This window comes from Massilia sp. WG5, from assembly GCF_001412595.2.
In the GTDB taxonomy this organism is placed as follows: Bacteria; Pseudomonadota; Gammaproteobacteria; order Burkholderiales; family Burkholderiaceae_D; genus Telluria.
In genome coordinates this window covers 2,513,986-2,538,703 of the sequence record NZ_CP012640.2, presented here as the reverse complement: position 1 = coordinate 2,538,703, position 24,718 = coordinate 2,513,986, and the positions used below count along the sequence as shown (strand labels likewise).

The following is a 24,718-nucleotide window of genomic DNA, read 5'->3' as shown; positions in this document are numbered from 1 at the left end:
TCCGTTCTGTGCCGCACAGGCGGCACCGTTGACGACCCTGCTATACCATTTGGCATTCGCGTGTTCATCGATCAGAGCCGTAGCCGTGCCAAACCCTCATCCCCCGGCCGTTAGTGTGTAGAGGCAATGGCTCAGTTACAACCACTTGCATTTGATACCGATTCGCTCTTTTCGGAACAGCCCGCCACAGTTACCCTGTGTCCATGCTTAACACAACAACACCCAAGGGGAACATCATGAAAAACGTATCCGCACTCGGCGCCCGCCTTGCCCTGATCGCTGCTTTTGCCGCCGCCGGCGCCGCGCCGCTGGCCGCCCAGGCCGCGCCGGACCATCACCGCAACTATGCGCAATGCCAGAATTGCGGCACCGTGGTCTCGACCCATACCTATGAACGCGCGGCCGAGCGCGGCAGCGGCCTGGGCGCCGGTGGCGGCGCCGTGGTCGGCGGCCTGCTGGGCAACCAGGTCGGCAGCGGCAACGGCCGCACGCTGGCCACCATTGCCGGCGCCGTCGGCGGCGCCTATGCCGGCAACCGCGTCGAGCGCAACATGAAATCCGTGACCTACACCGACGTGCGCGTGAAGATGGCGAAAGGCGGCTACCGCACCTTCACCGAGCAGGGCCGTCCGCGCTATGGCAACGGCGAGCGCGTGCGCGTGCAGCAGGGCCACCTGATCCGCGATTGATCAAGCGAGCACCCTGACCTTCTCGATCACCATGCCGCTGGCCGGCAGCGTCGGAATGCGGCGCAGGCTGATCGACAGGTCCTGGGGCGGCACTTCGTAGGCGATCCCGGTGGCGAACAGCTTCGCCGCCGATTTCAACAGGTCGATCGTCGCCGATTCGCCGGGACAGCGATGTCCCGAATAGGGGTCGCCGCCGCCCTGCGGGACCAGGTCGAAGCCGCTGCTCTCGCGGCGTTCGAAACGCTCCGGGCGGAACACCTCGGGGTCTCCCCATATCGCCGGATGCATGTCGGTGCCGTACAGGTCGAGCAGGACCCAGGTGCCTTTCGCGATCTGCATGCCGTGCCAGTCGAAATCGTGCAGCGCCCGTCCGCCGATCGCCGGCAGGAAGGGGTAATAGCGCCGCACTTCCTGCGCGAACATTGTCAGGTAGGCGTCGTCGCCGGCGGCGATCCGTTCGCGGCAGGCCGGATGCTCGTGCATCGCCAGCACCGCGCAGGCGATGAAGCGCGCCACCGCCACGGTCGGGCGCAGGAAGTTGATCAGTTCCACCGCCGCGTGCTTGCGGTCGATCGGCCGGCCGTCGGCGTCGCGATGGCGCGCGATCGCGTTCAGCGCGCTGTCGAAAGGCGGCTGGGCCTGGCCGGCGCGCACGGCGTCGACCAGTGCGCGCGCCCAGCGTTCGGTGCGGTGGCGCAGCATCAGCGCCTTCCAGGTGCGCGGGCCCGCCGAGGCGGCGCCGTCGATCATCGCCGAAAACTCCGCCGTGCGCTCGCGCGCTTCCTCCACGCTGATCGGGATCCCGGCCCACTGGCACACCGCGCGGCACAGGACCAGCTCCGCTTCCTGGTGCACCACCACCGACGGCATGCCGGCCCAGCGCGCGAACTGCGCGCGCCACTGCGCCGCCGCCAGCCCCACCAGGCGCTGGCGCTCCAGCGGTCCGAGCAGCGACATGAACATCGCCTTGCGCTTGCGGTGCGCCTCGCCGTCCAGCGCCATCACGCTGCCGAAGTCCTGCAGCAGCGCCAGGGTGGTCGGCGGCAGCGCGTGGCGGCGCGTGAACCGGCCCGGCTGGTAGAACATGCGCGCCGCGTCCTCGCCGCGCACGCACAGCGCCTTGCGCAGCATGAGGCGGGTAGTGAAGATGTCGGAACCGAAGCGCTCGAAGCGGCCCGTCAGGAAGCGGTAGCCTTCGGACAGCAGCCCCAGCGTGTGGTCGAAGCCGCTGTCGGCGGGAACGGGGCGGTTGGGAAGCGCCACGGGTTCTCCTTAATGCGGGGTCCGGATGTACATCGGGTCCGGCTTCTCCTGCAGGGCGCGCGGCAGGAAGATGGTCACCGTGGTGCCCTCGCCGGGCGTGCTCGCCAGGCGGATATGGCCGCCGCTCTGCTTGACGAAACCGTGCGCCATCGACAGTCCCAGGCCCGTGCCCTTGCCCTCCGGCTTGGTGGTGAAGAAGGGCTCGAAGGCGCGCTCCATCACCTCCGGCGGCATCCCGCTGCCGGTGTCGCTGACGGCGACCCGGACGTACTCGCCCGGCTGGATATGCGTGTCGGCCAGCTCGCTGCCTTCGTCGACCCTGACGTTGTCGGCGGCAATCGTGATGCGGCCCTGGTTGTTCATGGCGTCGCGCGCATTGATCACCAGGTTGAGCAGCACGTTCTCCAGCTGGTTCGGATCGACCAGGGTATTCCAGAGCTTCGCGGCCAGCGCGAACTCGATCCGGATCGCGTCGCCGGCCGCGCGGTGCAGCAGGCTGTCCATGCGCTCGATCAGCTGCGCCAGGTTGACCACGCTGGGGTGCAGCGGCTGGCGGCGCGCGAAGGCCAGCAGCTGTTCGGCCAGCTTCTTGCCGCGTTCGACCGCGTCCATGATGTTGAGCAGGCGCTTGCGGCTGCTTTCCTCGTTGCGCATCATGAGCTGCACGTTGGCGCTGATGATGTGCAGGATGTTGTTGAAGTCGTGCGCGACCCCGCCGGTGAGCTTGCCGACCGCTTCCAGCTTCTGCGAGCGCTGCAGGGCCAGGCGCGCTTCGACCAGGCGCTGCTGGCGCTGGTGCTCGCGTTCCTCGGCCTCCTTGCGCGGCCGGATGTCGCGCACGAAGGCGATCGCGCCGAAGCCGCCGTCCGAGGGCAGGGCGGTGACCGCGATCTCGACCGGGAAGGCGCGGCCGTGGCGGTCCGACAGTTTCAGCTCGGTCGGCCCGGCCAGCAGCGCGCATTCGCCGCGCGCGGTAAAGGCCGCGAAATGGGCGCGCCAGCGCTCGCGCCATGGCGGCCCGGCGATCAGCTCGGCGGCTTCGCGCCCGAGTGCTTCTTCCTCGGTCCAGCCGAACAGCTTGCTGGCCTGGGCGTTCCAGTCGGTGACGCGGCCGTCCGGGCCGACCGCGAGGAAGGCGTCGTAGGCGTTCTGCAGGATCAGGCGGATGCGCTGGCGCTCGGCGTCGATGCGGTCGTGCGATTCGCGCAGCTCGAGCGTCATGCCGTTCGCCAGCTGCAGCGCGCGACGGCGCTCGGTCGCCAGCAGCCATACCACGAGGCTGAGCAGCAGGCCCAGGCCGACCCCGGTCACCGCGATCGCGGTAGTGGGGCGCTTGTCGAGGGTGGCCTCGAACTGCGGCGCGGAGCGCACCGACAGCAGCCAGGTGCGGCCGGCGGTATCGATCATCTCGGCGTGCGAGAACATCGCGTGGGCGCCGGCAGGCCGGGCGCCGGGCGAGCGGTACAGCAGGGCGGCGTCAATCGCCTGCTTGCCGTCGTAGATCTCGATCTCGAGGTCGCTCACATGCTCGCCGCCCAGGCCGCGCATCAGGTCGTTCATGCGGAAAGGCGCGAAGACCCAGCCGGCGATGGCGGCGCGGCGCTCCTGCTCGCTAACGTGCGCCAGGCCGGTGCGGTAGACCGGCACGTACATCAGGAAGCCGGACTGCACGTTGCGCGCCCCTTCCTGCACCAGGGTGACCCGGCCGGTGGCCACCGCCGCGCCGGTATCGCGCGCCGCCTCCATCGCCGCGCGCCGCACCGGCTCGCTGAACATGTCGTAGCCGAAGGCGCGCAGGTTGCGGCCGCCGAAGGGCTGGATGTGGGTGATCGAGGTATAGAAGTCGCGCGGGCCGGCCGGCTTGACCTCGTACTCGGCGAAGCCGGCGGCGCGCATCGCGGCGATGTGGGCGGCGAGCCGGTCGGGCGGAATGATGGCGGCGATGCCCAGCGCCTCGATGCCGGGGAAGCTGTCGGTGAGCTTGAGGACCGCAAAATAGTCGGCGAAGTCGGCCTGGCTGACGTCGACCGAGCCGCGCAGGAAGCCGCGCGTGCCCTGCAGCACCTGCTCGTAGACCGCCATGCGGCGCACCAGTACGGCCGACAGGTCGCGGGCGCGGTAATTGAAAGTGGCTTCGAGTTCGTTTTCGGCGCTGCGTTCGACGTTGTCCGCCACGACATAGGTCACGATCAGCGCCACCAGGAAGATCAGCGCGGCCAGCAGCAGCGGGACGGCAGCCGGGCTGCGTGGCGAAGCGCGATGGGTGGCGGGATCGGAAAGGGGCATGTAGGTCGTACGCGGCAAGGCGTGGTGGTAGGCAAGAGCATACCCGTCCGTGGTGCGGCAAGGCGCACAACAGTCGGCGGCATTGGCGCGTTACTGTTGCCGCGGCTACAATTATGACACCCATTCCACCATGCCGATGCACGCCTCCAACTCCACTCCACCCGCCAGCCTGCTGCGCCGCCTGCAATGGTCGCTGGCCGCGGGCCTGGCCGCCGTACTGCTGTGGGCCGCCCTGGCGCCGCTGCACTATCCGACCCGCGAACGCGTGCTGGAATTCCCGCGCGGGGCGGCGGTGCTGCGCGGCCAGGCCGGCCCCGCGCCGCTGCCCGCCGAGGTGCGCCTGACGCTGGGCGTGCGCGACGTGCTGCTGCTGCGTAACCGCGACCTGGCGCCGCACGTGTTCGGCCAGGTGCTGGTGCTGCCGGGGCACGTGGTGCGCCTTCCCTTCGAGCAGACCGGCGACTTTCCCTTCGCCTGCGACGCCGCGCCGGCCTCGAAAGTACTGGTGCGGGTGCTGCCCCAACCCGACCCCGGCTGGAGCCGTCTGCGCTGGCGCCTGGCGCTCTTGTTCGAGGCCGTACGCGAGCTTCCGGTGCAGGGGCCGGGCGATTGAATCGTGCTCCGTCCCGCGCGGCGAATCTGTCATGATGCGCGCATGGCCACGATCTCCTTACCGCTGTTCCCGCTCAGCACGGTCCTGTTTCCGGATGGCGTGCTGCCGCTGCAGATTTTCGAGGTGCGCTACCTCGACATGATCAGCCATTGCCTGACGGAGGATGCGCCATTCGGCGTCGTGCTGCTGACCCACGGACAGGAAGTGCGCACGCCGCAGGGGCTGGAGCGCTTCGTCGGATCGGGCACGCTGGCTTCGGTACACGACACCACGGCCTCGACCCCGGGCCTGCTGCAGGTGATATGCCGCGGCGGCGCGCGCTTCCAGGTGCTGGGCAGCGAGCGCCGCAGCAACGGCTTGTGGATGGCCGAGGCCGAACTGCTGGAAGACGACCACGCGGTGCGGATCCCGTCCGACCTGAAGGGCGCGGCCGACGCCCTCGACCGCGTGCTGGCCTCGCTGCACGACGTGCCGCAAAGCCGCTGGCCGGTGCAGCCGCCGTTCCGCCTCGACGATTGCGGCTGGGTCGCCAACCGCTGGTGCGAACTGCTGCCGCTGCCGAACCAGCAGAAGCAGAACATGCTGATGCTGGATAACCCGATGATCCGGCTGGAACTGCTGCATGACGTGCTCGACGAGCACGGGCTGATTACTTCCTGAGCCACATACCCGCCGATTCGCTGCCCGATTCCCTGCTTGCCGCTTAATTGCCGGCGCTTGCGTCCGCCGAAGCGTTGCCGCCGAGCGCCAGGCTGGCGCTGATCCCTGCCTTGCCGCCGGTGCTGCCGGCGCCGCTGGCGCCCGAGGCCGCGCCCTGGCCGGTCGCGCGCGCGGTGTTCCTGACGTTCGCCGCGCTCGCTGCGCCGTAGCCGCGGGTCGCCGCAGCCTGCGTCCTGGCGCCCTGGCCGACCGGCGCGGTGACGCCGCGCACTGCCTGCGTCGAGGCGCCCGAGGCGCTCCTGCCGGCGCCCGATCCGGATCCGCCCAGCGCTGCATCGCCGTTCCCGTCGATGTTGCCGTGACCGCCGGCCAGGAGCTGCGCGGTCGGCGCAGCCGGCAGTGCCGCCGGCTTCGTGCTTGCTGCCTGCGCATCCGGCGCGGCCGGTGCGGCCGGTGCGCCGGTGGGGACGCGCCTGGCCGCATCGGCCGCGCTGCCTGCGCCGGCAGTGAGCGAGCCGGCCTGCGCCAGGGCGGCGGAAGCGTTGCCGGTCACGCCGGCGGCAGCGTTGACGGCCGCCTGGCCGGATGCGGTGCCATCGGCCGACGCAGTACGGCGCAGCGTTTCGGTGTCGGCGGCGCGGGTGGCGCGGCGGGCTTCGCCCAGCGCGTCGACGCGCGTGACCGGCACGCCCATCGAACCGAACTGCCCGGCGCCGCCGAGCGAGCCGCCGATGGAGCCACCGAGCGAGCCGCCAAGCCGGCCGCCGCCGAGCAGTTGGGCGTGGGCCGAGGCGCTCAGGCCGAGGACAGCGATCAGGGTGATCTGGCGGGCGATGGTCTTGGTCTTGGTGTGCATGTCGTTTCTCCTTGAGTTGGCGCGGACTGTCCGCCGCCGTTGTAGGGAAAACGATGCTGCTCAGCCGTTTATTCCATTGCTTCGAAAAAAAATTTAAAAAAATTTTCAGCGCAGGCGTGAAGGATCGATGCGCAGCTCGGCGCCGACGATGCCGTGGCCGAAGGTGTTGCTGACGGTGGCGCCGTCGCCGGCCCGGCGCGCCAGCGCGGCCACCGCAGCCTGCGCCTGTGCGCGGTCCGGACGCGCCAGCATGGGCGCGAGCAGGCCGGCGACGAGCGGTGCGGCGTAGGAAGTGCCGCGCACCGCACGGTAGGGGGGCTCGCCGGGACTGGCGCTGACCATATTGTTGCCCGGGGCCGCGAACAGCACCTGCGGTCCGCGCGCGGCTTCCGGCAGCGGCTGGCCGCGGCGGTCGACCCCGGTGACGCCGACCACCCCCGGATAGCTGGCCGGATACAGCGGCGGCGCGGCCGGGCCATCGTTGCCGACCGCGGCGACCAGCAGGTATCCGCGTGCGACCATCGCCGCGACCATGCGTTCGAGCGCCTGGTTGGGCGGCCCGACCAGGCTCAGGTTGATCACGGCGACCCGTTCCCGCGCCAGCCAGCCGAGCGCCGCCGCAATCCGGGCGGCCGAGCCGCCCGCGGGATCGGCGCAATAGATGTCGGCGGCATACAGCCTGGCGCCGGGCAGGGCGCCGCGGAAACGCCCGTCGCGCCCGACCATCAGTGCGGCCACCGCGGTGCCGTGCGCATCCGGATGGGGCGCGTCGCAACCCCAGGACCGGATCGTGCTGCCGTGCAGCGCGGGATGCCCGGCGTCGACGCCGCTGTCGACCAGGCCGATCCTGGCGGCGGTCCCGTCCGCAGCGCCGGGCGCTGCGGACGATGCGTCCTGTTCCGGCGACGCCGGCGCCGCTACGCCGCTGCCGGTGTACACGTGGTTGAAGTCGTACTGTCCCTCGGGATCGAGCGCGCGCAGGCGCTCCAGCAGGGCGGCAGTGGCGCTGCCGTCGGGCACGCCCAGCACCACCAGGCTCTGGCCGAGCTCCTCGAACCGTTCTTCACGCAGCACGCGCAGGCCGGCTTCGCGCGCCGCCGCGAGGCCGGCGCCGGAGGGCGACCAGGCCAGCAGTTGCGCCCGCACCACCGGTTCCCCGTGCGGATCGGCTTCCAGCACGTCGGGATGCGCGCGCAGCAGCCGGCCGACCGTGTCGAGGCGCACTGCGCGCAAGTCGGGCAGGTCGACGCGGTCGGCCAGCTGCTGCACCGGACGGCGCAGGCTGTCGAGCGGGCCGAGGGAGGGCGGCAGTCCCAGCGACGGCAGGCGCAGCTGGGCCGAAGCGCTGCCACAGAAAAGCAGGATAGGCAGGAGGACATAAAGACGTTTCATGGGTGGATGATAATATGCATATGTTTGACCTGAACAATAAAACGCTTGGGGCAGGGAAGAAAATCCCTCCCCCAAGCGTTCTGTCTTGTAGACCATGAGCGACAACCTGGAAAACGACATCGCCGGCCTGCTGCCGCGCCTGCGCCGGTTTGCACGTTCGATCAGCTTTCACCGTGAAGATGCCGACGACCTGGTGCAGATTGCCGTCGAGCGCGCGCTGACCCGCGCCGAGCAGTGGCAGCCGGGCACGCGCCTGGACAGCTGGATGTTCCGCATCGTGAAGAACGCGTGGATCGACGAAGTGCGTTCGCGCGCGCGGCGCGACCAGCTGTTCGCGCCGGAGGAAGAGGGCGAGCACGTGGGCGACGACTTTGCGGCGGCGCACCAGCAGCGGATGGCGATCGAGAAAGCAATGAGCCTGCTGTCCGAGGATCACCGCCTGGTCATCGGCTTGGTGCTGGTGGACGGCCTGCCCTACAAGGAGGCGGCCGAGGTATTGGAAATCCCGATCGGCACCCTGACCAGCCGGCTGGCCCGCGCCCGGGAAGCCCTGCAGGAACTGTTGTCCGACCGGGCAAGGAAGGAACGATGAGCTTTGATGACGAAACCCTGATGGCCTATGCCGACGGCGAACTGGCGCCGGAACTGCGTGCGCAGGTCGAGCGCGCCATGCGCGACGATCCGCAGGTCGCCGCCGCGGTGGCGCGCCATCGCGCCCTGCGCGCCGACGTTTTCGCTGCCTTTGCCGGTGTGCTCGACGAGCCGGTGCCGGCGCGCCTGCTAGCGGATCCCGCGCGCTTGCCTGGCCACGTGCGCGTGGACGTGCTGGCGTCGGCGCGCGCGCGGCCCTTGCCGGCGCGCTGGTCGTGGCGCAAGTGGGGTGGAATGGCGGCATCAGTGGCGGCCGGCGTGCTGGCCGGCGCGCTGGGCTGGCAGCAGCTGCAGGGCGGCGCCGCGCCGTTCGGCCGGCAGGGCGATGCCCTGGTCGCCCGGGGCGAACTGGCGGATGCGCTGTCGCGCCAGCTGGCGGCGGACGCGCCGGCGGGATCGGTACGGGTCGGTGTCAGTTTCGTGGCAAAAGGGGGAGAGTACTGCCGCAGCTTCACGCTGGGATCGACCGCGGGACTGGCGTGCCGGGAAGCCGGAACGTGGCGGATTCCGGTGCTGGCGCAGGACCGGGAGGCGGCGGCCGGCGCCTACCGCCAGGCCGGCAGCGGGATGCCGGCTGCGGTGCTCGATGCGATCGACGAGCGCATCGCCGGCGCGTCGCTGGATGCCGCCGCCGAGCGCGCGGCGCGCGCCCGGGGATGGCAGGGGCGCTGAGGCTCAGGCCTCGACGCTGACGCTGCTGGTGCTGTCGCCGCCGCCATTCTCCGCATACGCCTTCAGCAGGTTCAGGGCGTGCGCCAGTTCGCGCGCCGGGTCTTTCCGGTGCGCCTGCCCGGTGCCCCCGGACGCGGAGTCGCTGCTGCTGCTGCTGCTGCTGCTGCTGCTGCCGTCAGCCTGGCCACTCGCCAGCTTCTTGTCGTAGGCGGCCTGTTCGGCGTCGCTGACCGTGCCGTCGCCGTCGGTGTCGGCGGCCGCGATGTAGTCGGTGCTGGTGCTGCTGGTGCTGCCGGCGCTGCCGGCGCTGCCGGCGTTGCCGCCGTCCTGGCCCGCGGGCGGCGGACCCTCGGGCGGCGGGCCGCCGCGGCCGCCGTGGGCGACGCGGGACGCATCGAACTGGGCGTTGAGCTGGTCGGACAGCTTGCTCATCGCGTCAGTGAGTTCGCTCTTGGTGACCTTGCCGTCGCTGTCGCCGTCGAGCGCGCTGAAGGTGTCGTCCACGTTCACCGCGCCCTTGCCGTTACCGGCAGCGCCCGCTTTCGACAGGGCCGCCTGCAGGTCGGACTTTTCGATGTATCCCTGGTTCTTGGTGTCGAGCTTGGAAAAGACCGAGTCGGCCCAGTTCGACACGGTGCTGCTGCTGATGCTTGCGACCATAGTGCGATCCTTTATTGATTCAATGCATCAATTATCGGATGCGAGCTGCGTCGGCAGAATGGCGGAACAGGTAAAGCCAAGTAAATGAATGTAAAGGCAAATGTGCATGAAACCTCGGTAATCGGGCGATGAAAACGCATGATTTCATATACAGTGGGGTAGATTTGAGGTAAATTGAGCGCGGTTTAGTATCTCTACGTCCGTCCAAGCCGCCACCGCCGCATAGGCGCGTCCCCGTTACCCCGGAGTTTCTCGCGTTGGTTATGCAGGGCCGTGCCCGGCGTAGAGCGCAATTGTTTAGCAGAATTTCTCCCAGAAGCGTCGCGAAACGTCGCAGGCCCGTGGGAGGGTTCGTAACGCCCGAAAGAAGAAATGTCTGAATCGACCATTAATGATGCTGGCGGCGCACCGACCGTGCGCTTCGCCGATTTCGGTCTGGCGCCTGAGATCCAGCGCGCGCTGTCGGACCAGGGCTATGTCCACCCGACCCCGATCCAGGCCCAGGCCATTCCCGTGGTGCTGCAGGGCCGCGACGTCATGGGCGCAGCCCAGACCGGCACCGGCAAGACCGCGAGCTTCTCGCTGCCGATCATCCAGAACCTGCTGCCGCATGCGAATACCAGCATGTCGCCGGCCCGTCACGCCGTGCGCGCACTGGTCCTGACCCCGACCCGCGAACTGGCGATCCAGGTTGCCGAGAACGTCAAGGCCTACGCCCAGCACACGCCGCTGCGTTCCACCGTCGTGTTCGGCGGCATGGACATGAAGCCGCAGACCGAGATCCTGCGCCGCGGCGTCGAGATCGTGATCGCGACCCCCGGCCGCCTGCTCGACCACGTGGAGCAGAAGAACATCAGCCTCGGCCAGGTGCAGATGCTGGTGATGGATGAAGCCGACCGCATGCTCGACATGGGCTTCCTGCCCGACCTGCAGCGCATCATCAACCTGCTGCCGAAGAAGCGCCAGAACCTGATGTTCTCGGCCACCTTCTCGCCGGAGATCAAGAAGCTGGCCGCCAGCTTCCTGACCGACCCGCTGACCATCGAAGTGGCGCGCAGCAATGCGACCAACACCTCGATCACCCAGGTGCTGTACAAGGTCGACGAAGAGCAGAAGCGCGAGGTCGTGCTGCACCTGCTCCGCTCGCGTGACCTGAAGCAGGTGCTGGTGTTCTCGAACACCAAGATCGGCGCCTCGCGCTTGGCGCGCTACCTGGAACAGGCCGGCGTCAAGGCCTCGGCCATCCATGGCGACAAGACCCAGCAGGAGCGCATCGCCGCGCTGGACGCCTTCAAGAACGGTGACATCGACGTGCTGGTGGCGACCGACGTCGCCGCGCGCGGCCTCGACATCACCGACCTGCCGTGCGTGATCAACTACGACCTGCCGTACAACGCCGAAGACTACGTGCACCGCATTGGCCGTACCGGCCGTGCCGGCGCGACCGGCGATGCGCTGTCGGTGTATTCGGACAAGGACGAGCGCCTGCTGGTCGACATCGAGAAGCTGATCAAGCAGACCATCACGCGCGGCGAGCTGACCGGCTTCGCGCCGGGCCGCACCGGCGAGCGCCCGAGCAGCGAGCGCCGTGGCGGCGTACGCCGCGAGGGCGACGGCCGCAGCTTCGAGCGTCCCGAGCGCAGCGAACGTGGCGAGCGCAGCGAACGCGGTCCGCGCGGTCCGGGCGCGCCGCGCCGCGAGAAGATCGATCCGTGGTTCCTCAAGCCCTACGAGCCGGCCGCCGCGCCGCGCAAGGACCCGGCCGAAGCCGTGTCGGTGGCGCCGGCCAAGCCCAAGCAGAAGCTGGCGGCCTTGCTGGGCGGCCTGCCGAAGCAGTAAATCCGCCGCTGCGTCGTTCCCGGTACTGCCGGGAAACGACGCATCAGGCTAGCGGTTTCCCTCCAGCGCCTTCCTCACCCGTTCCAGCAGGTTCTCCTGCCGATAGGGCTTGGGCAGGATCTCCAGCCCGCCGCTGCGGCCTCCCCGCGGCAGCTCGTCCATGTAGCCGGTCGTGACCAGCACCGGCAGGCCGGGGCGCAGGGCGCGGGCCTGCTTGACCAGGTCCAGCCCGTTCATCCCGCCCGGCATGATCACATCCGTGAACAGCAGGTCGACCGTGCCGTCCTGGCGCAGCAGCTCCATCGCCTGTTCGCCGCTGGCCGCCGACTGTACGGCGTAGCCTTCCATCTCCAGCACCTGTTCCGCCAGCTCGCGCACGTCGTCGTTGTCCTCGACCACCAGCACGCAGGGCTTGTTTGCGTTGGCCCGGGCCTGGTCCGCCGATGGCGCGTTGCCCGCTCCCGCCGCCGCGTCGCCATGGCCGGCGCCGTTGTCGGCGACCGGGAAGATCATCGTGACCTTGGTGCCTTCGCCTGGATGGCTGGCGATTTCGAGGCGGCCCTGTGACTGCTGCACGAAGCCGTGCACCATGGCCAGGCCGAGCCCGGTGCCGGGGCCCTTGGTGGTGAAGAAGGGTTCGGTCGCACGGCGCAGCACATCCGGCGACATCCCCTGGCCCTGGTCGATCACGCACAGCGAGATATAGGTGCCGGGCGGCAGGCCATGCGCTTTCAGGCGATCCTCGCCGCGCACGATCGAGGTGGCGACCGTCACTTCACCGCCTGCGGGCATGGCGTCGCGCGCATTGATCAGGACGTTAAGCAGGGCCATCTCGAGATGGGTCTGGTCCAGCATGCAGACTGGCAGGCCGGGCCGCAGGTCGAGGCGCAGCTCGATCTTGCCGCCCAGGGTGCGCACCAGCATCTCGGAAAAATCGACGACCAGGTTGTTGATGTTGACCGGCTTCGGCTCCAGGCGCTGCTTGCGCGCGAAGGTCAGCAGTTGCTGGGTGAGCTTGCCGGCGCGCATGGCGGCGCGCTGGGCGCGCTCGAGCTGCTGGCGCGCCATGTCCGGCCGCTCCAGGGTGACCAGGGCGACTTCGAGGTTGCCGTTGATGACCTGCAGCAGGTTGTTGAAATCGTGCGCCATGCCGGCCGTGAGCTGGCCGATCGCTTCCATCTTCTGCGCCTGCAGGTAGGCTTCCTGCGTGGTGCGGCGCTCGGTGATGTCCATCTGGGACGCGAAAAAGTACAGCAGCTTGCCGTCCTTGTCGAAGATGGGGCCGATGAACAGGGCGTTCCAGAAGGCCTTGCCGTCCTTCTTGTAGTTCAGGATGTCGACCGCGACCGCGCGTTCTTCCGAGACGGCCTTGCGCACCTCGTCCACCGTGCGGGGATCGGTCTGCGGCCCCTGCAGGAAACGGCAGTTGCGGCCGATGACTTCGTCGTTGTTGTAGCCGGTGAGGTCGAAGAAGGCGCCGTTGGCGAACACGATCGGGTTGTCGGGCTGGCGCGGATCGGTGACGGTCATCGGCATGCGCGTCATCTCGACGGCGGCGAAGAAGATGTTGCCGCGGTCCTGGAGGCCGTCCTGGCTGATGAAGGTGGCTTGCCAGTGCTGGACGCCGGGATTGCCGAGCGGCGAATAGGCATTGCCTTCGACTTCGCCCTCGGCGGGTACGCCGGCGCTCTGGCCGCCGCCCTGCTGGTCGAGCGGCTTCTCCAGCCTTCCCTCTTTGTTGCTACCGGTCGCCATGTGTTCCTTGGAAAATGGACGGCTCAGCTTCCTTCAGCCGTGTTTATTTCCATAGTTTGGCAGCAGCAGGTCAGGTGTTCCGTTCGTGAGCGCACCGATTCACGGCCAAACTAAGGTGGCATGCTGCGACCGGTATCAGCGCGGCACGATGGCGCGAATCACGGGCATTGCCTGTAGCAAGCGCACAAGCAGGACTGAAATTCCTGCGGCAAACAGCACCAGCAGTGGAATGGCGATCCATGGATTGATGAACCGATAGTGAATGCCATAAATGCCCAGCACGAACAGTACCCATACGTGGGTCAGGTACACACCGAAGCTGACATTGGCGAAAAATTTGACAGCAATATGCGATGGGCTGCCCGGCTTTGTATCCGCTGAGCATAATGCGCGCAACGCAATGAATGCGGGTATGGAAGCCAGTACGACCAGCGGACTGGAATAAACATAGAAAGTTTCGTCGGCGTGCGCGAGGATATGACTACGCCACCATGTGGCCAAGGCGATCATTACTGTGAGCACGAACCAGGAAGTCCACGCGAGCAGAATCGTGGTGCGCTGCGGGACGGGCGGCAGGCGCTGGTATAGCATGGCGCCGAGAGCCATGTAGCCTGGATAGAGCGGGAGCGCCGCCCAGTCGACGCCGAGCACCCTCTGTCCCGTCAACGAGATTTCAAGCGGTACCAGGCTGGCTGCAACGAACCAGAACACCAGGCAGAACACCTGTTCGCGTAGCGGTAGCGCCTGGTGGAACGCTGCCAGCACTGGCAGGAACACGTACACGCCTGCCAGAGCGTACAGGTACCAGAGGTGGCCCGCAACAGGACCGTTGGCGACCAGGTTGAGCCAGGCGCGATGATGCTCTCCCGAATGACGGAACCATAGTAAGTACAGGACCGACCAAGCCAGCAACGGCAAGGCGATGCGCCAAATGCGGCGGCCGATCGTCGGGATCGTATGCGTTCGTGGGAGCAGCAATGCGCCGCTGATCATGAAGAACAGGGGCACCGCTACCCGTGCCGCACTCTCATAGCAATTGACCGCCCACCAGTTCCGTTCACCCATCTGAAAGAATCCTTGGGCGCAAACATGAATTGTGATCACCAATAGCGTTGCGAACACGCGCATGCCATCCAGCCCATGGTCACGCTGCGCAGCGGAAGCTTGAATGACGCTAGGTTGCATGGTGGAAAGTTACTGCCTTATGTAATGCATACGTCAGCACCGGGCCGAAGAGTAATACCAGCAGCAGACCCATCAGGTAGTGCCAGTGCATCGCTTCAGCCAGCGTTGACAGGCCGACAGTGAGGGCAAGGCTGAGCAGGGACACAGCCAGGAACTTGCGGTAGCGATTCCAGGTCGGCGACTGGCCGAACGCGAAGCGGCAGTTGGCAAAGTAGGAAAAGGTATTAGCGATGGCAAAGCCAGTCACGTTGGCAGGCACTGGGCCGGCGATTCCATTTTCCACGAGGCCGACCACGGTGCATGAATGAAGCAGGGTATTCAGCAAGCCGATCGCGCCGAAGACGATCAGTGCGCGGTGGCGCGCCAGCAACTGCTCAAGAAGCTTCATGAGCATGCTCTTCACGCACGAGGTAGACTGGCCGGCGCTTGACCTCGTGATAGATGCGTCCAACATATTCCCCAAGCACCCCAATACCGATCAACTGGATACCGCCCAAGAACATACCGCTCGCCATTAATGAAGCATAGCCCGGTACATCGATGCCGTGAATCATGGTTCGACCGACGATCACGATGCCGTACAGTAGCGCCAAGGCCGAGACACTTAGTCCGACATAGGTCCAGACCTTCAGTGGCGCGGTCGAGAAACTGGTAATGCCTTCCAGGGCCAGGTTCCACAGCTTCCAGGCATTGAAGCTGGACACTCCTGCATGACGATTAGCATGGACATATGGGATCGTTACCGTGCGAAACCCGACCCAGGCGAACAAGCCCTTCATGAAACGGTGGTTTTCCGGCAGTTTGTGCAAGGCCTCGACGACACGCCGGTCCATCAGGCGAAAATCGCCGACATCCATCGGCACCTGCACATTCGAAATCTTGTTATGAAAGCGATAGAAGGAAACAGCGGAGAGCTTCTGGAGCTTGCCGTCAGATTGACGGTCTGTCCGGCGTGCGAGCACCACCTCGGCGCCCTGTTCCCATTGGGCCAGCATCTGTTCAAGCAGTTCTGGTGGATGCTGCAGGTCGGCGTCGATCGGCACTACCGCGTCGCCCTTGGCGCGATCCAGTCCGGCCGTCAGGGCATTTTCCTTACCAAAATTGCGCGACAAATCGACCAAGTGCGTCCACGGGTAGCGTTCTTTCGCCTCGAGCAGTTCCGCCCAAGTGTTATCGCGGCTGCCATCATTGACGGCGATGACTTCGAAGCGGTACTGCGGCAAGCTGTCTGCGATACTGGCAACACGCCTGAAAAACTCCAGAACGTTGCCCGATTCGTTATAAAAAGGTGCGACCAACGAGACTAATTTTTTCATGGATTTTTTTGTCTAAATTAGTGATATCACGACGGCATAAAAACACGATCTGCATGTCGGCGCAGGTCGCATTGGCGCCCATGAGCTGCTCTGCGGCATCCTGACGGGTAAAGACCTGTTTGTCGAAGACGACGGCGGTGTTTGCCGGCAAGTTCATGATATCTGCGGCGTAGCCAGTGCAGGGTTTCACCGCCCGGGCGATATACCCGGTGGACATCGAATAACCGTGCCTGACCGCATAAGCCATCGTAGGCAACAGCGCGGCCGACGGGGAGGTCGGCGCACAATGGAAAGGCGGATAGTAATGCAGTGCCCGTACCTTGGTGCCCAGGAACGCTTCCCATTGCGCCGCATTGATGGAGTGACCACTGGCCTGCGCGATCTCGGCGCGAACGCGGTCGTTGTGCGGCTGAAGATCCCAGAAATGCAGCAACAAGAGAACCATCAGCACGGCGGCTGCCTGGCCGGCTTTCAAGTGGCGTACCAGGCCGAGTACCGTGAAGACGACGATCGCATATCCCACCGGCCAGAAGAACCGTCCCGATGAGCGGAAGGTCGAGGTCACGCCGTCCAGCTGCTGCGGCAGCTGCAAGGTGTAGACCAGCGTCTCGCCAAGGTAGACACGATTCGACAGCGCATACAGCGTCAGCACTGCAAGCACGCCCAGCAGTGCACAGTGCCGACGCAGGAAGTGGCAGTCGTGGGCTTGGCGCAGCTTGTACACGAAGAACGTCAGCGACAGCAAAAAGATGCCCAGGTAATTGTGTCCCTCACCCTGGCCGGGCTGGGATTCCGGATGCTCAAAATGCAGTAGTTGACCCCCGTTCAGCGGGGACAGCAGATTCATGGAGTAGTAACCGAAGCCCCATTCGCCATTGCCCGCGCCGAGCGGCAGCGGCAGCATGGTGACGAGCATGGTAGCGAACAGCACCCCATAGACGGCAAGCGGAGCCAGCAAGGCGCGCACGATGCTGCTGCGCTTGTACGGCGTGCGCAGCAGTTCACGTAGCACGTCCGCAGCGAACAAGGCCGAGGTCATTGCGAACAGGTAGATGTTGATGTAGAAGGCGCAGTTCAGCAGGACAACCCATGATCCCGTGGCGATCCGGCCCAGACGGCCGCTGCGGAGGTAGACCGCCAGACCGAACAGCAATAGCCATTGCGACATCAGGCTGGTATGGGGAATGCGTCGGGTCAGCGCAGGAAACGCGGCCAGCAGCAGGGCCAGGGCCACCAGCGCAGCCCAGTTGCGCAGCCTTGCTTCGCGACAGATCCACCATGCGCCGACGCCCTGCAGCGCAAAGCACAGCGCAATCCACAGGCCATAGGGATTCCAGTAGCCGGCGCCGGGGTGCACCAGCTTGAGGAACATCGCATACAGCGGAATCGTATCGAGGAAGGTGGCAAGCGTGCCGTCCGGCGTGTTTAGTGAATCGATGCGCAGCAGCGGCCAATGCCATGGTTCGTGGACAAAGGCATTGAATCCCGCCAGATATTGCGTGATGTCGGCATCCTCGCGCCACCAGAATGGCGCCGTTCCCCGCAGCATGGGATATTTGTAGAGCCACAAGGCGAAGCCGAGGCCCAGGCACGCGGCCACTACCAGTCCCAGTACACCGTCCGCCCCGAGCCAGGGCAGGAGGGCGCCGCCGCGCCGGGCCAGGGGCGTTGGGGGCGCTGCCAAGCCGGTACGGTACAGGCGGCTCATGTCGTGCGCTCGCTGCGCGGCGCGGTCAGCAGGGCCAGCAGTGCGCGGGCCTGCTCCGCCCACGTCATCCAGGTCATCCCACCGGGCGCGGGATGGCGTTCACCGGCATGCAGACGAAGCCATTCGCGCACGGCGGCGGCCAGCGACTCGCTATCAAGCCCCGCAAAATAATGCGCATGCTCTCCGGCTACTTCACGGAACACGGGCAGGTCGCGCGCCAGCAGCGGCAGGCCGTGGTGGGCGGCCTCGATCAGCGGCAGGCCGAAACCTTCGCCTTCGCTCGGGAATAGCAGACAGGTGCTGGCCAGGTAAACCTGCTGCAGGGTGTCGTCGTCGATACCGTCCAGCCACAGCAGGCGCTTGCCCAATTCCGTACTGCCGCGGAGGCGCTCCATGATGCGCGGCAGGGTACGACGGTCGGCATCGGGCAATGGTTTCCAGCCCTCGCGGCCGACAATGACCAGGTTTACGTCTACGCCCGCAGCCCAGAGCCGTTCGAAGGCCTCCAGCGCCTGCAGGTGGCCCTTGCGCGGTTCGATGGTGCCGACCATCAGGAAACTGGGGCGGGCGCGAACCTGCTGCAGCAGCGGCGATTCGACAGTGTCGTGCGGCTGCTCGAGTTCGAGGTCGGCGCCTAGGTGCAGGGCCGTCAGCAGCTGGCCGGCGCGGCGCGGCGCATCACGTGTATCGAGCCAGGCGGCCAGGTCGTCGCATACCGCCTGCGAGATGCAGATGAAGCGGTCGGCTTCACCTGCCACGCAGTCGAGGAAGGCCGCATGCGTGACGTCGGCACGGGGCGGGAAGAATTCCGGGCGCAGCACCGGCAACAGGTCGTACACCACGAAGTTGATGCTCACGCCGCGTGCGCGCCAGGCCGCGTACAGGCCGCTCCGGGCCGCTTCCATCGCCGCATGCGGCGAATGATCGGCACAGTAGTAGATGTCACCGGCCAGAACGTCCACCACCGGATCCGAGCCCTCCAGCACCTGTTCGATGCCGAGCAGGCGAGCGGCATAGTTGCGCGCATAGCGATACTGCGGCTGTCCGCCGGCGGTGTCGAGGTACACCGGTTCCACACGGTAGCCGATGGCGCGCAGCTGCAGCAGTTCCAGCAGCTGGTTGCGCACCACGCGCTCGATGCCGGTCTTCAGGTCATGACGTGCGATCGTCGTCACGTCCAGCAGCAGCTGGCGCGGCTGCAGCGGGTCGGGCGCGCGTGCGACGCAGCGTGCCAGTCGCTGCAGCATGTCGTCGTCGGATTCGAGGCCGGGGGTCCGCAGCAGCGCGCGCAGCAGGGCGGGGCCGCCCTGGCGCTGTTTCAAGGCATCCGCGGCCAGGGCCTCCTTGTACATCAGGCCTACGCGTTCCGGGCTGTTGCGGGTGCCCATCAGCGCGAATCCGGCGGCGCCCAGCGCCAAACGGCGGGCATCGTCGGCGCGCAGCGTCTCGAGCGCTTCAACCAGCTGTGGCTGGCTGAACGCATCCGGCAGCATCCAGACGGCATCGTGCGGGAATTCGGCCATGGCGCCGTTGGCATTGATGATGACCGGCAGGCCGTAGATCATGCAGTCGAGGACCGTGCCCGAGGTTTCGCCGCGCGAACTGGTCCGCAACTGGACGCCGATGTCGGCCGCCTGCAGGTAGCGGAAATAATCGTCGTCCGAAGTCCAACCCGAGATCTTCACGTTCCTGCCGGCGCCCGCAGCGTCGATAGTGTCGGTCAGCAGGCGTCCGTAATCCCCGCCATGGTTGGCGCCGACGAATACCAGGTGGCAGCGGGCGTCGTGTTGCAAGCTCGATGCGAGCCAGGCCTGCAGCAGCTCCAGGCAGTGCTTGGTAGGCGCGACGAAGCCGAAGTTACAGACCAGGAAGGCGTCGTCGGCGATGCCGAGCGCGCGACGGGCCGCGGCGCGGTCGTTTTCGAGCGGCGCGGCGCGCGGCAGCTGCGCCGGACTCCAGTCGCGGCCGGCCTCCGGGCCATACCAGTCGCGCGCCAGCCGGCGCGCATATTCGGAGTGCACGATCACGTGCGATGCGTCCTGCAGGATCTCCAGGTTGCATGGGTAGTCTTCCTTGGCGCGGTCGACGCCGCCTGGCGCCAGACTGACCTGCACCGCGGCATAGCCGTGCGAATGCAGCAGGCTGCGGGTCCACGCGCCCGGCATCGCACCGGTGATCTGCTCATACGAGAGCATGCTGCTCAGGAAAAAATCGTGCAGCACCACTACGCCCGGATGGCGCTGCAGCAGCGGGATCATGTGGCTGTGGAAGGGGCTGTTGCCGAACTGGTAGACGATGTGGGCATAGCGGTCCGGATGCTGGTCGAGCCAGTCGAGCGGATGCCGGGGTAGGTGCGCCAGTTCCGGCGGCAGCGTCACCTCGGGCTGGTGCACGATCAGTTCGACGTCGAAGTGGGGCAGCAGGGTCGGCAGCACGCGCACCGCATAGTCGGCGACGCCGGTGCGTTCCGGCGGCAGCGGCGACAGGAAGGCGATGCGCGGCCGGGCCGGCGCCAACGCGCCGGCAGGCGCCGCCGCCCCGGCGCGCGCCGCCACGTTCGCTTCCAGTGCGGCGATCGCGCGGCTTGCGCTGTGGTCCCAGCTGAACTTGCGGGCCTGGTTGGCGCCGTGTTCACGCAAGCGCGCCTGCAGCGCCGGGGCGCCGAGCACCTCGGCGATCCTGGCCGCGATCGCAGCCGGCTGGCGGGCATCGAACAAGGCCTCAGGATTGCCGATGACTTCAGGGATGCTGGTGCTGTCGGCGCCGATCACCAATGCACCGCAGGCCATCGCTTCCAGCACCGGCAAACCGAAGCCTTCGTGCAGTGAAGGAAACACGAACAGCGCCGCGCTGCGGTACAGGTCGATCAGTTCGGCATCGCTGACGTAGCCGGTCAGCGCCAGTTCATTCGCGCCAAGTCCATGGCGGCGCGCCAGCTCCGCAAGGCGCTGGCGCTCGCCATCGTTGATCTTGCCGGCGATGAGTAACTGGTGTGCCGCGCGCTGCGGCGCCGGCAGCATGCCCCAGGCCGCGACCAGGCCGTCGATGTTCTTGCGCGAATCGAAGCCGCCCGGCGCGCACATGACGAACGGACGCGCGATGCCGAAGCGCTCGCGCAGCGCAGCCAGCCGCTCAGGTTCCAGGGCGGCCGGATGGAAGCGCTCGTCCACGGCCGTCGACACCGTCACGATCCGCGCCGGCTCGAAGTCCAGCGCGCCAATCGCTTCCTGGCGCGAATGCTCGGAGTTTGCCAGCAGCAGGCCGGCACGGCGCAGCGAGGCGATCTTGCGCTCGTAGTAGCTGCGCTGTTCCGGCTGGGCCAGGTACTGTTCCGGGTTCAGGTAGGGGATCAGGTCGTGCAGCACCACGGCGGTCGCGGCGCCATCGGCGAAGCGGCCGACCGATACCACGGCATCGTCCACGTAGCCTTCGAACAGGCTGGTGATCACCACCGCGTCCGGCCGCAGCTGGGCAATCGCGTACTCGCGCACCAGCTCGGCGGCGCGCGCGCGCGGCGCGTTGTGGCGGTTCGCCTCGGCAGTCGGGCCGGCGATGTCGAACACGCAAATACGCTCCGGCGGCACCAGGCCTGCAAAGGCCTGGCGGATGTCCTCGATGGCATTGCCGAGGGCGGCGTTCAGGACCAGCCATACCTCGTGGCTACCGGCGTTGCGCGCCATGCCGAGCGCCAGCCCGAGCGAATAGCGGCCGATGCCGCGGTAGCGGCTTTCGGACTGCGCGCCCTGAAGGTCAATGACGATCCGCATTGTTCATCCTTGCTTGTTCCTCTTTCAGTTGGCGGTACACCCGCGCCGCGCGCGGCGACAGTTCGTCCGGTTCCGGTTCCAGCACCACGCGCGTGGCCTCGCTGTTGTTCAGCATGAGCGCATATAGGCGCGCTTCCAGAGCGGGCATCTTGCGCAGCACGACGCGCGCAGCGCGCTTCATGGCGGGACGGCGCAGCACCGCGCCGCCGGTCCGCCGCACCAGGTGTTTGGCGCGCCACTTTACGGCGCTGCCGAGACGGCCTTCGCGCCGGGCATTGCGCAGGCGGTACACCAGCGCCATCACGCGTCGCAAGGGCTCGGTAATGCGCCACGAAGTGCTCGACAGCAGGTCGACCACGCGCTGCGACATCTCGGCCGCGTGCGCCTCGACGTGGGCGATGCGCTCGTCCTGCCGACCGGAATGCTGGCGCACTTCGTCCATCAGCTGGTGCAGCTCGCCCAGCTGCCGGTACGCGTCGCCCAGCTGACGGTGCGTGTCGCCCAGCTGCCCGTGGAGCACGTCTAGCTGCCGGTCAGTGCGGGCCTGCTCGCCGGCCAGCTGCGAGCCGTGCAGCTCGATGCGCGCCAGGATCCGGTGGATCTCGGCGTGCTGGGCGGCAAGCCGTTCTTCATAGCGCTGCGCCAGCTGGCCGAGCGTGATGCCCCATGGCGTCGCGAAGGCGGCGTCTAAGGGCGCCAGCGCTTCAGGCGCGGCTGTCTTCTGCGCAACCACGGCGTAGTCGGGACTGACGCCTTCGAGCACCGTGATCAGGCCCACCTGAGCGTCCGCGTGCAGGTGAGGGTCCTCCTGCAGCCGCACGATGCGCTGGCGCGCGAAACCCGCATGCTCGGCCGCGAAGCCCAGCAGGCCCGGGGGTAGCGGATGAAGGTGCGAAGGATCCAGGTAGAAGCTGGTGGCGCCAACCGTCAGGTTTTCCGGGTTCGGCGTTTCCATGACCAGCAGGCCGCCCGGCCGCAGCGCGCGCAATGCCTCGGCAATCAGTTCTTGTACCAGGTTGAAGGGCAGGTGCTCGACCAGGTGGAAGGCCGATACCAGCGCCAGGCTGTCGTCCGGCTGGGCGCGCAGCGCAGCCAGTGCGTCGCCGTGGCTCGCATCCAGGCCGCGTTCACGGCAGGCTTCCAGCATGCCTTCGTCGAGGTCCACACCCTTGGCTTCGAAGCCGGTTTCGCCCAGCAGCTCCAGCCACTCGCCGCGGCCGCAGCCGAGGTCGAGCGCGACGGCCGGACGGCCGAGCTGCAGCAGCGGGGCGGTGAATGGCGTATAGGCGCGCAGCCGGTCCTTGATCGTGTGTCGCGCTCCGCGGTAGCGGTCTTCGAAGGCGCGGTAGAAAGAAACTTGATTCGGCGGGGTCTGGTTCAACGTCGGATCTCCACTTGCGGTTCCAGCCAGCTGCTGCCAACGAACTCGCGGCGGTTCATGTTCACGACCGTGAAGATGGCCGCGAGGTCTCGCCATTCGTAGTTGTCGGCCAGGTGGGTTTCGTTGCTGGTCAGGGCTGTCGTGATCGAATAGCTGCCGGGCCCGAGGTTGAGCGGGAAGTGGAAGCGGTAGTCGATGGTTTCGCCCGCGGCGAGTTCGGTGAGCGGGTGGTCGAGGTAGTGCGTGTTGGTGCCGAAGATCTGCTGGCCCAGGCGGTCCTTGATCATGTAGCCCAGCACCAGGCGCGGCAAGGCCTGGTTGACCTTCACGCGGATGCGCAGCGTGGCCGGCACGCCGACATTGAGCATCTCGAGCACGCGGCCCTCCTCGTTCTCCAGCGCCACCTCGATCACATTGGCATGGCCGTTGCCGGAAGTGGTCTGGACCCTGCCTTCGGGCGTCACGACCTGTTCCACGGTGCTGCCTTCGCGTTCCGCGATCAGGGCGTTGTAATAGTCCATGACTTCCTCGGGCGTGCCCTGCTTGGCCAGGCGGCCGCCGTCGAGCAGAATCGCGCGGTCGCAGATCGACTGCATGGCGGCGCGGTCATGGCTGACGATCAGCAGCGTCGTGCCGCGCTTGCGGAATTCGCGGATGCGATCGAAGCTCTTGTGCTGGAAATAGGCGTCGCCCACCGACAGCGCTTCGTCGACGATTAGCACGTCCGGCCGGCGCACCGTGGCCACGCTGAAGGCCAGGCGCATCTGCATGCCCGACGAGTACACGCGCACCGGCTGGTCGATGTAGTCACCGATCTCGGCGAACGACTCGATCTTCGGCATCAGCTCGTCGATCTCGTGCAGCGCAATTCCCAGCAGCTGGCCGGCCATGTACACATTCTGGCGACCGGTGAAGTCGGGATGGAAACCCATGCCCAGTTCGAGCAGGGCGGCCACGCTGCCCATGATCGACACGCTGCCCGTGCTCGGCTGCGCCGTGCCGGTAATCAGCTTGAGCAGGGTGCTCTTGCCGGCGCCGTTGATGCCGATGATGCCCACGGCGTCGCCCGGCGCCAATTGGAAACTGATGTCCTGCAGCACCCACTTCAGCTTGTGACGCGGACGGTTGCCCGGCAGGATCCACTCGGCGAGCCGGCTCCAGCGGTTCCCATACTGCTTGTAGGCCTTGCCCAGTTTATCGACTTTGATCGCGCCCATTACAGTTCGTCCACCATTTCACCCGCACGCTTGCGGAACAGGTGCATGCCCAACGCGCACAGCAGCAATGCCAGCAGCGTGACCGGCAGCAGGCTGCCCCAGGCCGGCGCCTGGCCGTTCAGAAGGATGTCCTGGTAGGACTGCACCACGGCGGCCATCGGATTCAGCACCAGCAGGGCGCGGATCTCCTTCGGCAGGGCCGTCACCGGATACACGACCGGCGTGAACCAGAACCAGAACTGCAGCACGATGTTAAAGAACTGGCCGACGTCGCGGAAGAATACGTTCAGCACGCCCAGCACCATCGCCAGGCCGATCGAGAACAGGAGCTGCACGGCGAGCACGGGCAGCAGCGCCAGGAAGGTCCAGCCGGGGAAGGCGCCGCTGAGGACGAGGAACACGCTGAACAGGCCGAAGATGATGGCGAAATTCAGCAAGGAATTCAGCAGCACGATAATCGGCAGGCAGATGCGCGGGAACTGCAGTTTCTTGATCAGGTTGGCGTTTTCGATGAAGACGTTCTGGCCGCGCGTGGTGATCTCGGCGAACAAGCCCCAGGTCAGCACGCCCGCGCACAGGTAGATGCTGTATGCGAACTGGCCGGCGTTGCCCGGCAGGCGGTTGCGCATCACTTGGGAGAAGATGACGGTATAGACGACGATCATCGCGAGCGGATTCAGGATCGTCCACGCGGCGCCGAGCAGGGAATTGCGGTATCTGGCCTGGAATTCGCGGCGTACGCTACCCGTGATGAAACCACGGTAGCGCCAGACGCCACCCAGCATTGAGCGGGAAATCATAGGTGTAC

General features: G+C 66.9%; 20 protein-coding genes. 6 read left to right on the top strand and 14 right to left on the bottom strand.

Going from position 1 to position 24,718, the window contains the following annotated elements; genetic code table 11:
- Window positions 1-236 precede the first annotated feature (236 nt).
- Window positions 237-689: a glycine zipper 2TM domain-containing protein gene (locus tag AM586_RS11205; RefSeq protein ID WP_052233204.1), complete on the top strand. Its 453-nt coding sequence runs from the start codon at window positions 237-239 to the stop codon at window positions 687-689.
- Here the strand turns inward: AM586_RS11205 and AM586_RS11200 are convergent, their stop codons facing one another.
- Together AM586_RS11200 and AM586_RS11195 are read right to left on the bottom strand one after the other, a co-directional pair.
- Window positions 690-1,952, bottom strand: a complete 1,263-nt coding sequence (locus AM586_RS11200) for a cytochrome P450 (RefSeq protein WP_047821842.1) — start codon at window positions 1,950-1,952, stop codon at window positions 690-692.
- A 9-nt stretch (window positions 1,953-1,961) separates the two neighbouring features.
- Entirely contained in the window at window positions 1,962-4,238 is a 2,277-nt protein-coding gene (locus tag AM586_RS11195; RefSeq protein ID WP_047822090.1) for a CHASE domain-containing protein, read from the bottom strand.
- 130 nt (window positions 4,239-4,368) lie between these two features.
- On the opposite strand from AM586_RS11195, the gene AM586_RS11190 reads away from it, so the two are divergent.
- Both AM586_RS11190 and AM586_RS11185 read left to right on the top strand, forming a co-directional pair.
- Window positions 4,369-4,851 carry a hypothetical protein gene (locus AM586_RS11190; RefSeq protein ID WP_229411026.1) on the top strand — a complete coding sequence of 161 codons (483 nt, stop codon included), beginning with the start codon at window positions 4,369-4,371 and terminating at the stop codon, window positions 4,849-4,851.
- A 42-nt stretch (window positions 4,852-4,893) separates the two neighbouring features.
- A complete protein-coding gene (locus AM586_RS11185) occupies window positions 4,894-5,511 on the top strand; it encodes an LON peptidase substrate-binding domain-containing protein (RefSeq protein ID WP_047821844.1) in 618 nt (205 codons plus the stop codon).
- A gap of 43 nt (window positions 5,512-5,554) precedes the next feature.
- On the opposite strand, the gene AM586_RS11180 is transcribed toward AM586_RS11185, so the two are convergent.
- Together AM586_RS11180 and AM586_RS11175 are read right to left on the bottom strand one after the other, a co-directional pair.
- Window positions 5,555-6,367 carry a hypothetical protein gene (locus AM586_RS11180; RefSeq protein WP_052233205.1) on the bottom strand — a complete coding sequence of 271 codons (813 nt, stop codon included), beginning with the start codon at window positions 6,365-6,367 and terminating at the stop codon, window positions 5,555-5,557.
- 105 nt (window positions 6,368-6,472) lie between these two features.
- A complete protein-coding gene (locus AM586_RS11175; protein WP_082439757.1) occupies window positions 6,473-7,759 on the bottom strand; it encodes a S8 family serine peptidase in 1,287 nt (428 codons plus the stop codon).
- Between the two features lie 94 nt (window positions 7,760-7,853).
- Between AM586_RS11175 and AM586_RS11170 the strand changes: the two genes are divergently transcribed.
- Together AM586_RS11170 and AM586_RS11165 are read left to right on the top strand one after the other, a co-directional pair.
- Window positions 7,854-8,351 (top strand): RNA polymerase sigma factor, encoded by a 498-nt coding sequence (locus AM586_RS11170; RefSeq protein WP_047821846.1) that lies wholly within the window; start codon window positions 7,854-7,856, stop codon window positions 8,349-8,351.
- Window positions 8,348-9,082: an anti-sigma factor gene (locus tag AM586_RS11165; protein WP_047821848.1), complete on the top strand. Its 735-nt coding sequence runs from the start codon at window positions 8,348-8,350 to the stop codon at window positions 9,080-9,082. The genes AM586_RS11170 and AM586_RS11165 overlap by 4 nt, the downstream gene beginning before the upstream one ends.
- 3 nt (window positions 9,083-9,085) lie before the next feature.
- Here the strand turns inward: AM586_RS11165 and AM586_RS11160 are convergent, their stop codons facing one another.
- Entirely contained in the window at window positions 9,086-9,742 is a 657-nt protein-coding gene (locus AM586_RS11160; protein WP_060567103.1) for an EF-hand domain-containing protein, read from the bottom strand.
- Window positions 9,743-10,114: 372 nt separating this feature from the next.
- On the opposite strand from AM586_RS11160, the gene AM586_RS11155 reads away from it, so the two are divergent.
- Window positions 10,115-11,581, top strand: a complete 1,467-nt coding sequence (locus AM586_RS11155) for a DEAD/DEAH box helicase (protein ID WP_047821850.1) — start codon at window positions 10,115-10,117, stop codon at window positions 11,579-11,581.
- A gap of 48 nt (window positions 11,582-11,629) precedes the next feature.
- Here AM586_RS11155 and AM586_RS11150 read toward each other — a convergent pair whose 3' ends face one another.
- From AM586_RS11150 to AM586_RS11110, 9 genes are all read right to left on the bottom strand, one after another.
- Complete coding sequence (locus AM586_RS11150; RefSeq protein WP_047821852.1) at window positions 11,630-13,336, bottom strand: histidine kinase famiy protein; 1,707 nt, start codon at window positions 13,334-13,336, stop codon at window positions 11,630-11,632.
- A gap of 135 nt (window positions 13,337-13,471) precedes the next feature.
- Window positions 13,472-14,521 (bottom strand): acyltransferase, encoded by a 1,050-nt coding sequence (locus AM586_RS11145; RefSeq protein ID WP_047821854.1) that lies wholly within the window; start codon window positions 14,519-14,521, stop codon window positions 13,472-13,474.
- Window positions 14,511-14,909, bottom strand: coding sequence for a GtrA family protein (locus AM586_RS11140; protein ID WP_162600539.1), 399 nt, complete (start codon window positions 14,907-14,909; stop codon window positions 14,511-14,513). The genes AM586_RS11145 and AM586_RS11140 overlap by 11 nt, the downstream gene beginning before the upstream one ends.
- Window positions 14,896-15,837, bottom strand: a complete 942-nt coding sequence (locus AM586_RS11135; RefSeq protein ID WP_047821858.1) for a glycosyltransferase family 2 protein — start codon at window positions 15,835-15,837, stop codon at window positions 14,896-14,898. Before AM586_RS11135 ends, AM586_RS11140 begins: the two co-directional genes overlap by 14 nt.
- Entirely contained in the window at window positions 15,800-17,545 is a 1,746-nt protein-coding gene (locus AM586_RS11130; protein WP_156328082.1) for a DUF6311 domain-containing protein, read from the bottom strand. Before AM586_RS11130 ends, AM586_RS11135 begins: the two co-directional genes overlap by 38 nt.
- Window positions 17,542-21,312: a glycosyltransferase gene (locus AM586_RS11125; protein WP_047821859.1), complete on the bottom strand. Its 3,771-nt coding sequence runs from the start codon at window positions 21,310-21,312 to the stop codon at window positions 17,542-17,544. Before AM586_RS11125 ends, AM586_RS11130 begins: the two co-directional genes overlap by 4 nt.
- Window positions 21,296-22,693, bottom strand: a complete 1,398-nt coding sequence (locus AM586_RS28580) for a bifunctional 2-polyprenyl-6-hydroxyphenol methylase/3-demethylubiquinol 3-O-methyltransferase UbiG (protein WP_197416362.1) — start codon at window positions 22,691-22,693, stop codon at window positions 21,296-21,298. The genes AM586_RS11125 and AM586_RS28580 overlap by 17 nt, the downstream gene beginning before the upstream one ends.
- Entirely contained in the window at window positions 22,690-23,910 is a 1,221-nt protein-coding gene (locus tag AM586_RS11115; RefSeq protein ID WP_047821861.1) for an ABC transporter ATP-binding protein, read from the bottom strand. Before AM586_RS11115 ends, AM586_RS28580 begins: the two co-directional genes overlap by 4 nt.
- Window positions 23,910-24,710, bottom strand: coding sequence for an ABC transporter permease (locus AM586_RS11110; protein ID WP_047821863.1), 801 nt, complete (start codon window positions 24,708-24,710; stop codon window positions 23,910-23,912). The genes AM586_RS11115 and AM586_RS11110 overlap by 1 nt, the downstream gene beginning before the upstream one ends.
- Between the last annotated feature and the right edge of the window lie 8 nt (window positions 24,711-24,718).

Excerpts from the sequence above, each read along its gene's own strand:
- AM586_RS11190 (WP_229411026.1), top strand. The coding sequence starts at position 4,369 with ATGCCGATGCACGCCTCCAACTCCACTCCACCCGCCAGCCTGCTGCGC.
- AM586_RS11180 (WP_052233205.1), bottom strand. The coding sequence starts at position 6,367 with ATGCACACCAAGACCAAGACCATCGCCCGCCAGATCACCCTGATCGCT.
- AM586_RS11185 (WP_047821844.1), top strand. The coding sequence starts at position 4,894 with ATGGCCACGATCTCCTTACCGCTGTTCCCGCTCAGCACGGTCCTGTTT.
- AM586_RS11195 (WP_047822090.1), bottom strand. The coding sequence starts at position 4,238 with ATGCCCCTTTCCGATCCCGCCACCCATCGCGCTTCGCCACGCAGCCCG.
- AM586_RS11205 (WP_052233204.1), top strand. The coding sequence starts at position 237 with ATGAAAAACGTATCCGCACTCGGCGCCCGCCTTGCCCTGATCGCTGCT.
- AM586_RS11160 (WP_060567103.1), bottom strand. The coding sequence starts at position 9,742 with ATGGTCGCAAGCATCAGCAGCAGCACCGTGTCGAACTGGGCCGACTCG.
- AM586_RS11150 (WP_047821852.1), bottom strand. The coding sequence starts at position 13,336 with ATGGCGACCGGTAGCAACAAAGAGGGAAGGCTGGAGAAGCCGCTCGAC.
- AM586_RS11115 (WP_047821861.1), bottom strand. The coding sequence starts at position 23,910 with ATGGGCGCGATCAAAGTCGATAAACTGGGCAAGGCCTACAAGCAGTAT.
- AM586_RS11175 (WP_082439757.1), bottom strand. The coding sequence starts at position 7,759 with ATGAAACGTCTTTATGTCCTCCTGCCTATCCTGCTTTTCTGTGGCAGC.
- AM586_RS11165 (WP_047821848.1), top strand. The coding sequence starts at position 8,348 with ATGAGCTTTGATGACGAAACCCTGATGGCCTATGCCGACGGCGAACTG.
- AM586_RS11135 (WP_047821858.1), bottom strand. The coding sequence starts at position 15,837 with ATGAAAAAATTAGTCTCGTTGGTCGCACCTTTTTATAACGAATCGGGC.
- AM586_RS11170 (WP_047821846.1), top strand. The coding sequence starts at position 7,854 with ATGAGCGACAACCTGGAAAACGACATCGCCGGCCTGCTGCCGCGCCTG.
- AM586_RS11140 (WP_162600539.1), bottom strand. The coding sequence starts at position 14,909 with ATGAAGCTTCTTGAGCAGTTGCTGGCGCGCCACCGCGCACTGATCGTC.
- AM586_RS11110 (WP_047821863.1), bottom strand. The coding sequence starts at position 24,710 with ATGATTTCCCGCTCAATGCTGGGTGGCGTCTGGCGCTACCGTGGTTTC.
- AM586_RS11130 (WP_156328082.1), bottom strand. The coding sequence starts at position 17,545 with ATGAGCCGCCTGTACCGTACCGGCTTGGCAGCGCCCCCAACGCCCCTG.
- AM586_RS11125 (WP_047821859.1), bottom strand. The coding sequence starts at position 21,312 with ATGCGGATCGTCATTGACCTTCAGGGCGCGCAGTCCGAAAGCCGCTAC.
- AM586_RS11155 (WP_047821850.1), top strand. The coding sequence starts at position 10,115 with ATGTCTGAATCGACCATTAATGATGCTGGCGGCGCACCGACCGTGCGC.
- AM586_RS11145 (WP_047821854.1), bottom strand. The coding sequence starts at position 14,521 with ATGCAACCTAGCGTCATTCAAGCTTCCGCTGCGCAGCGTGACCATGGG.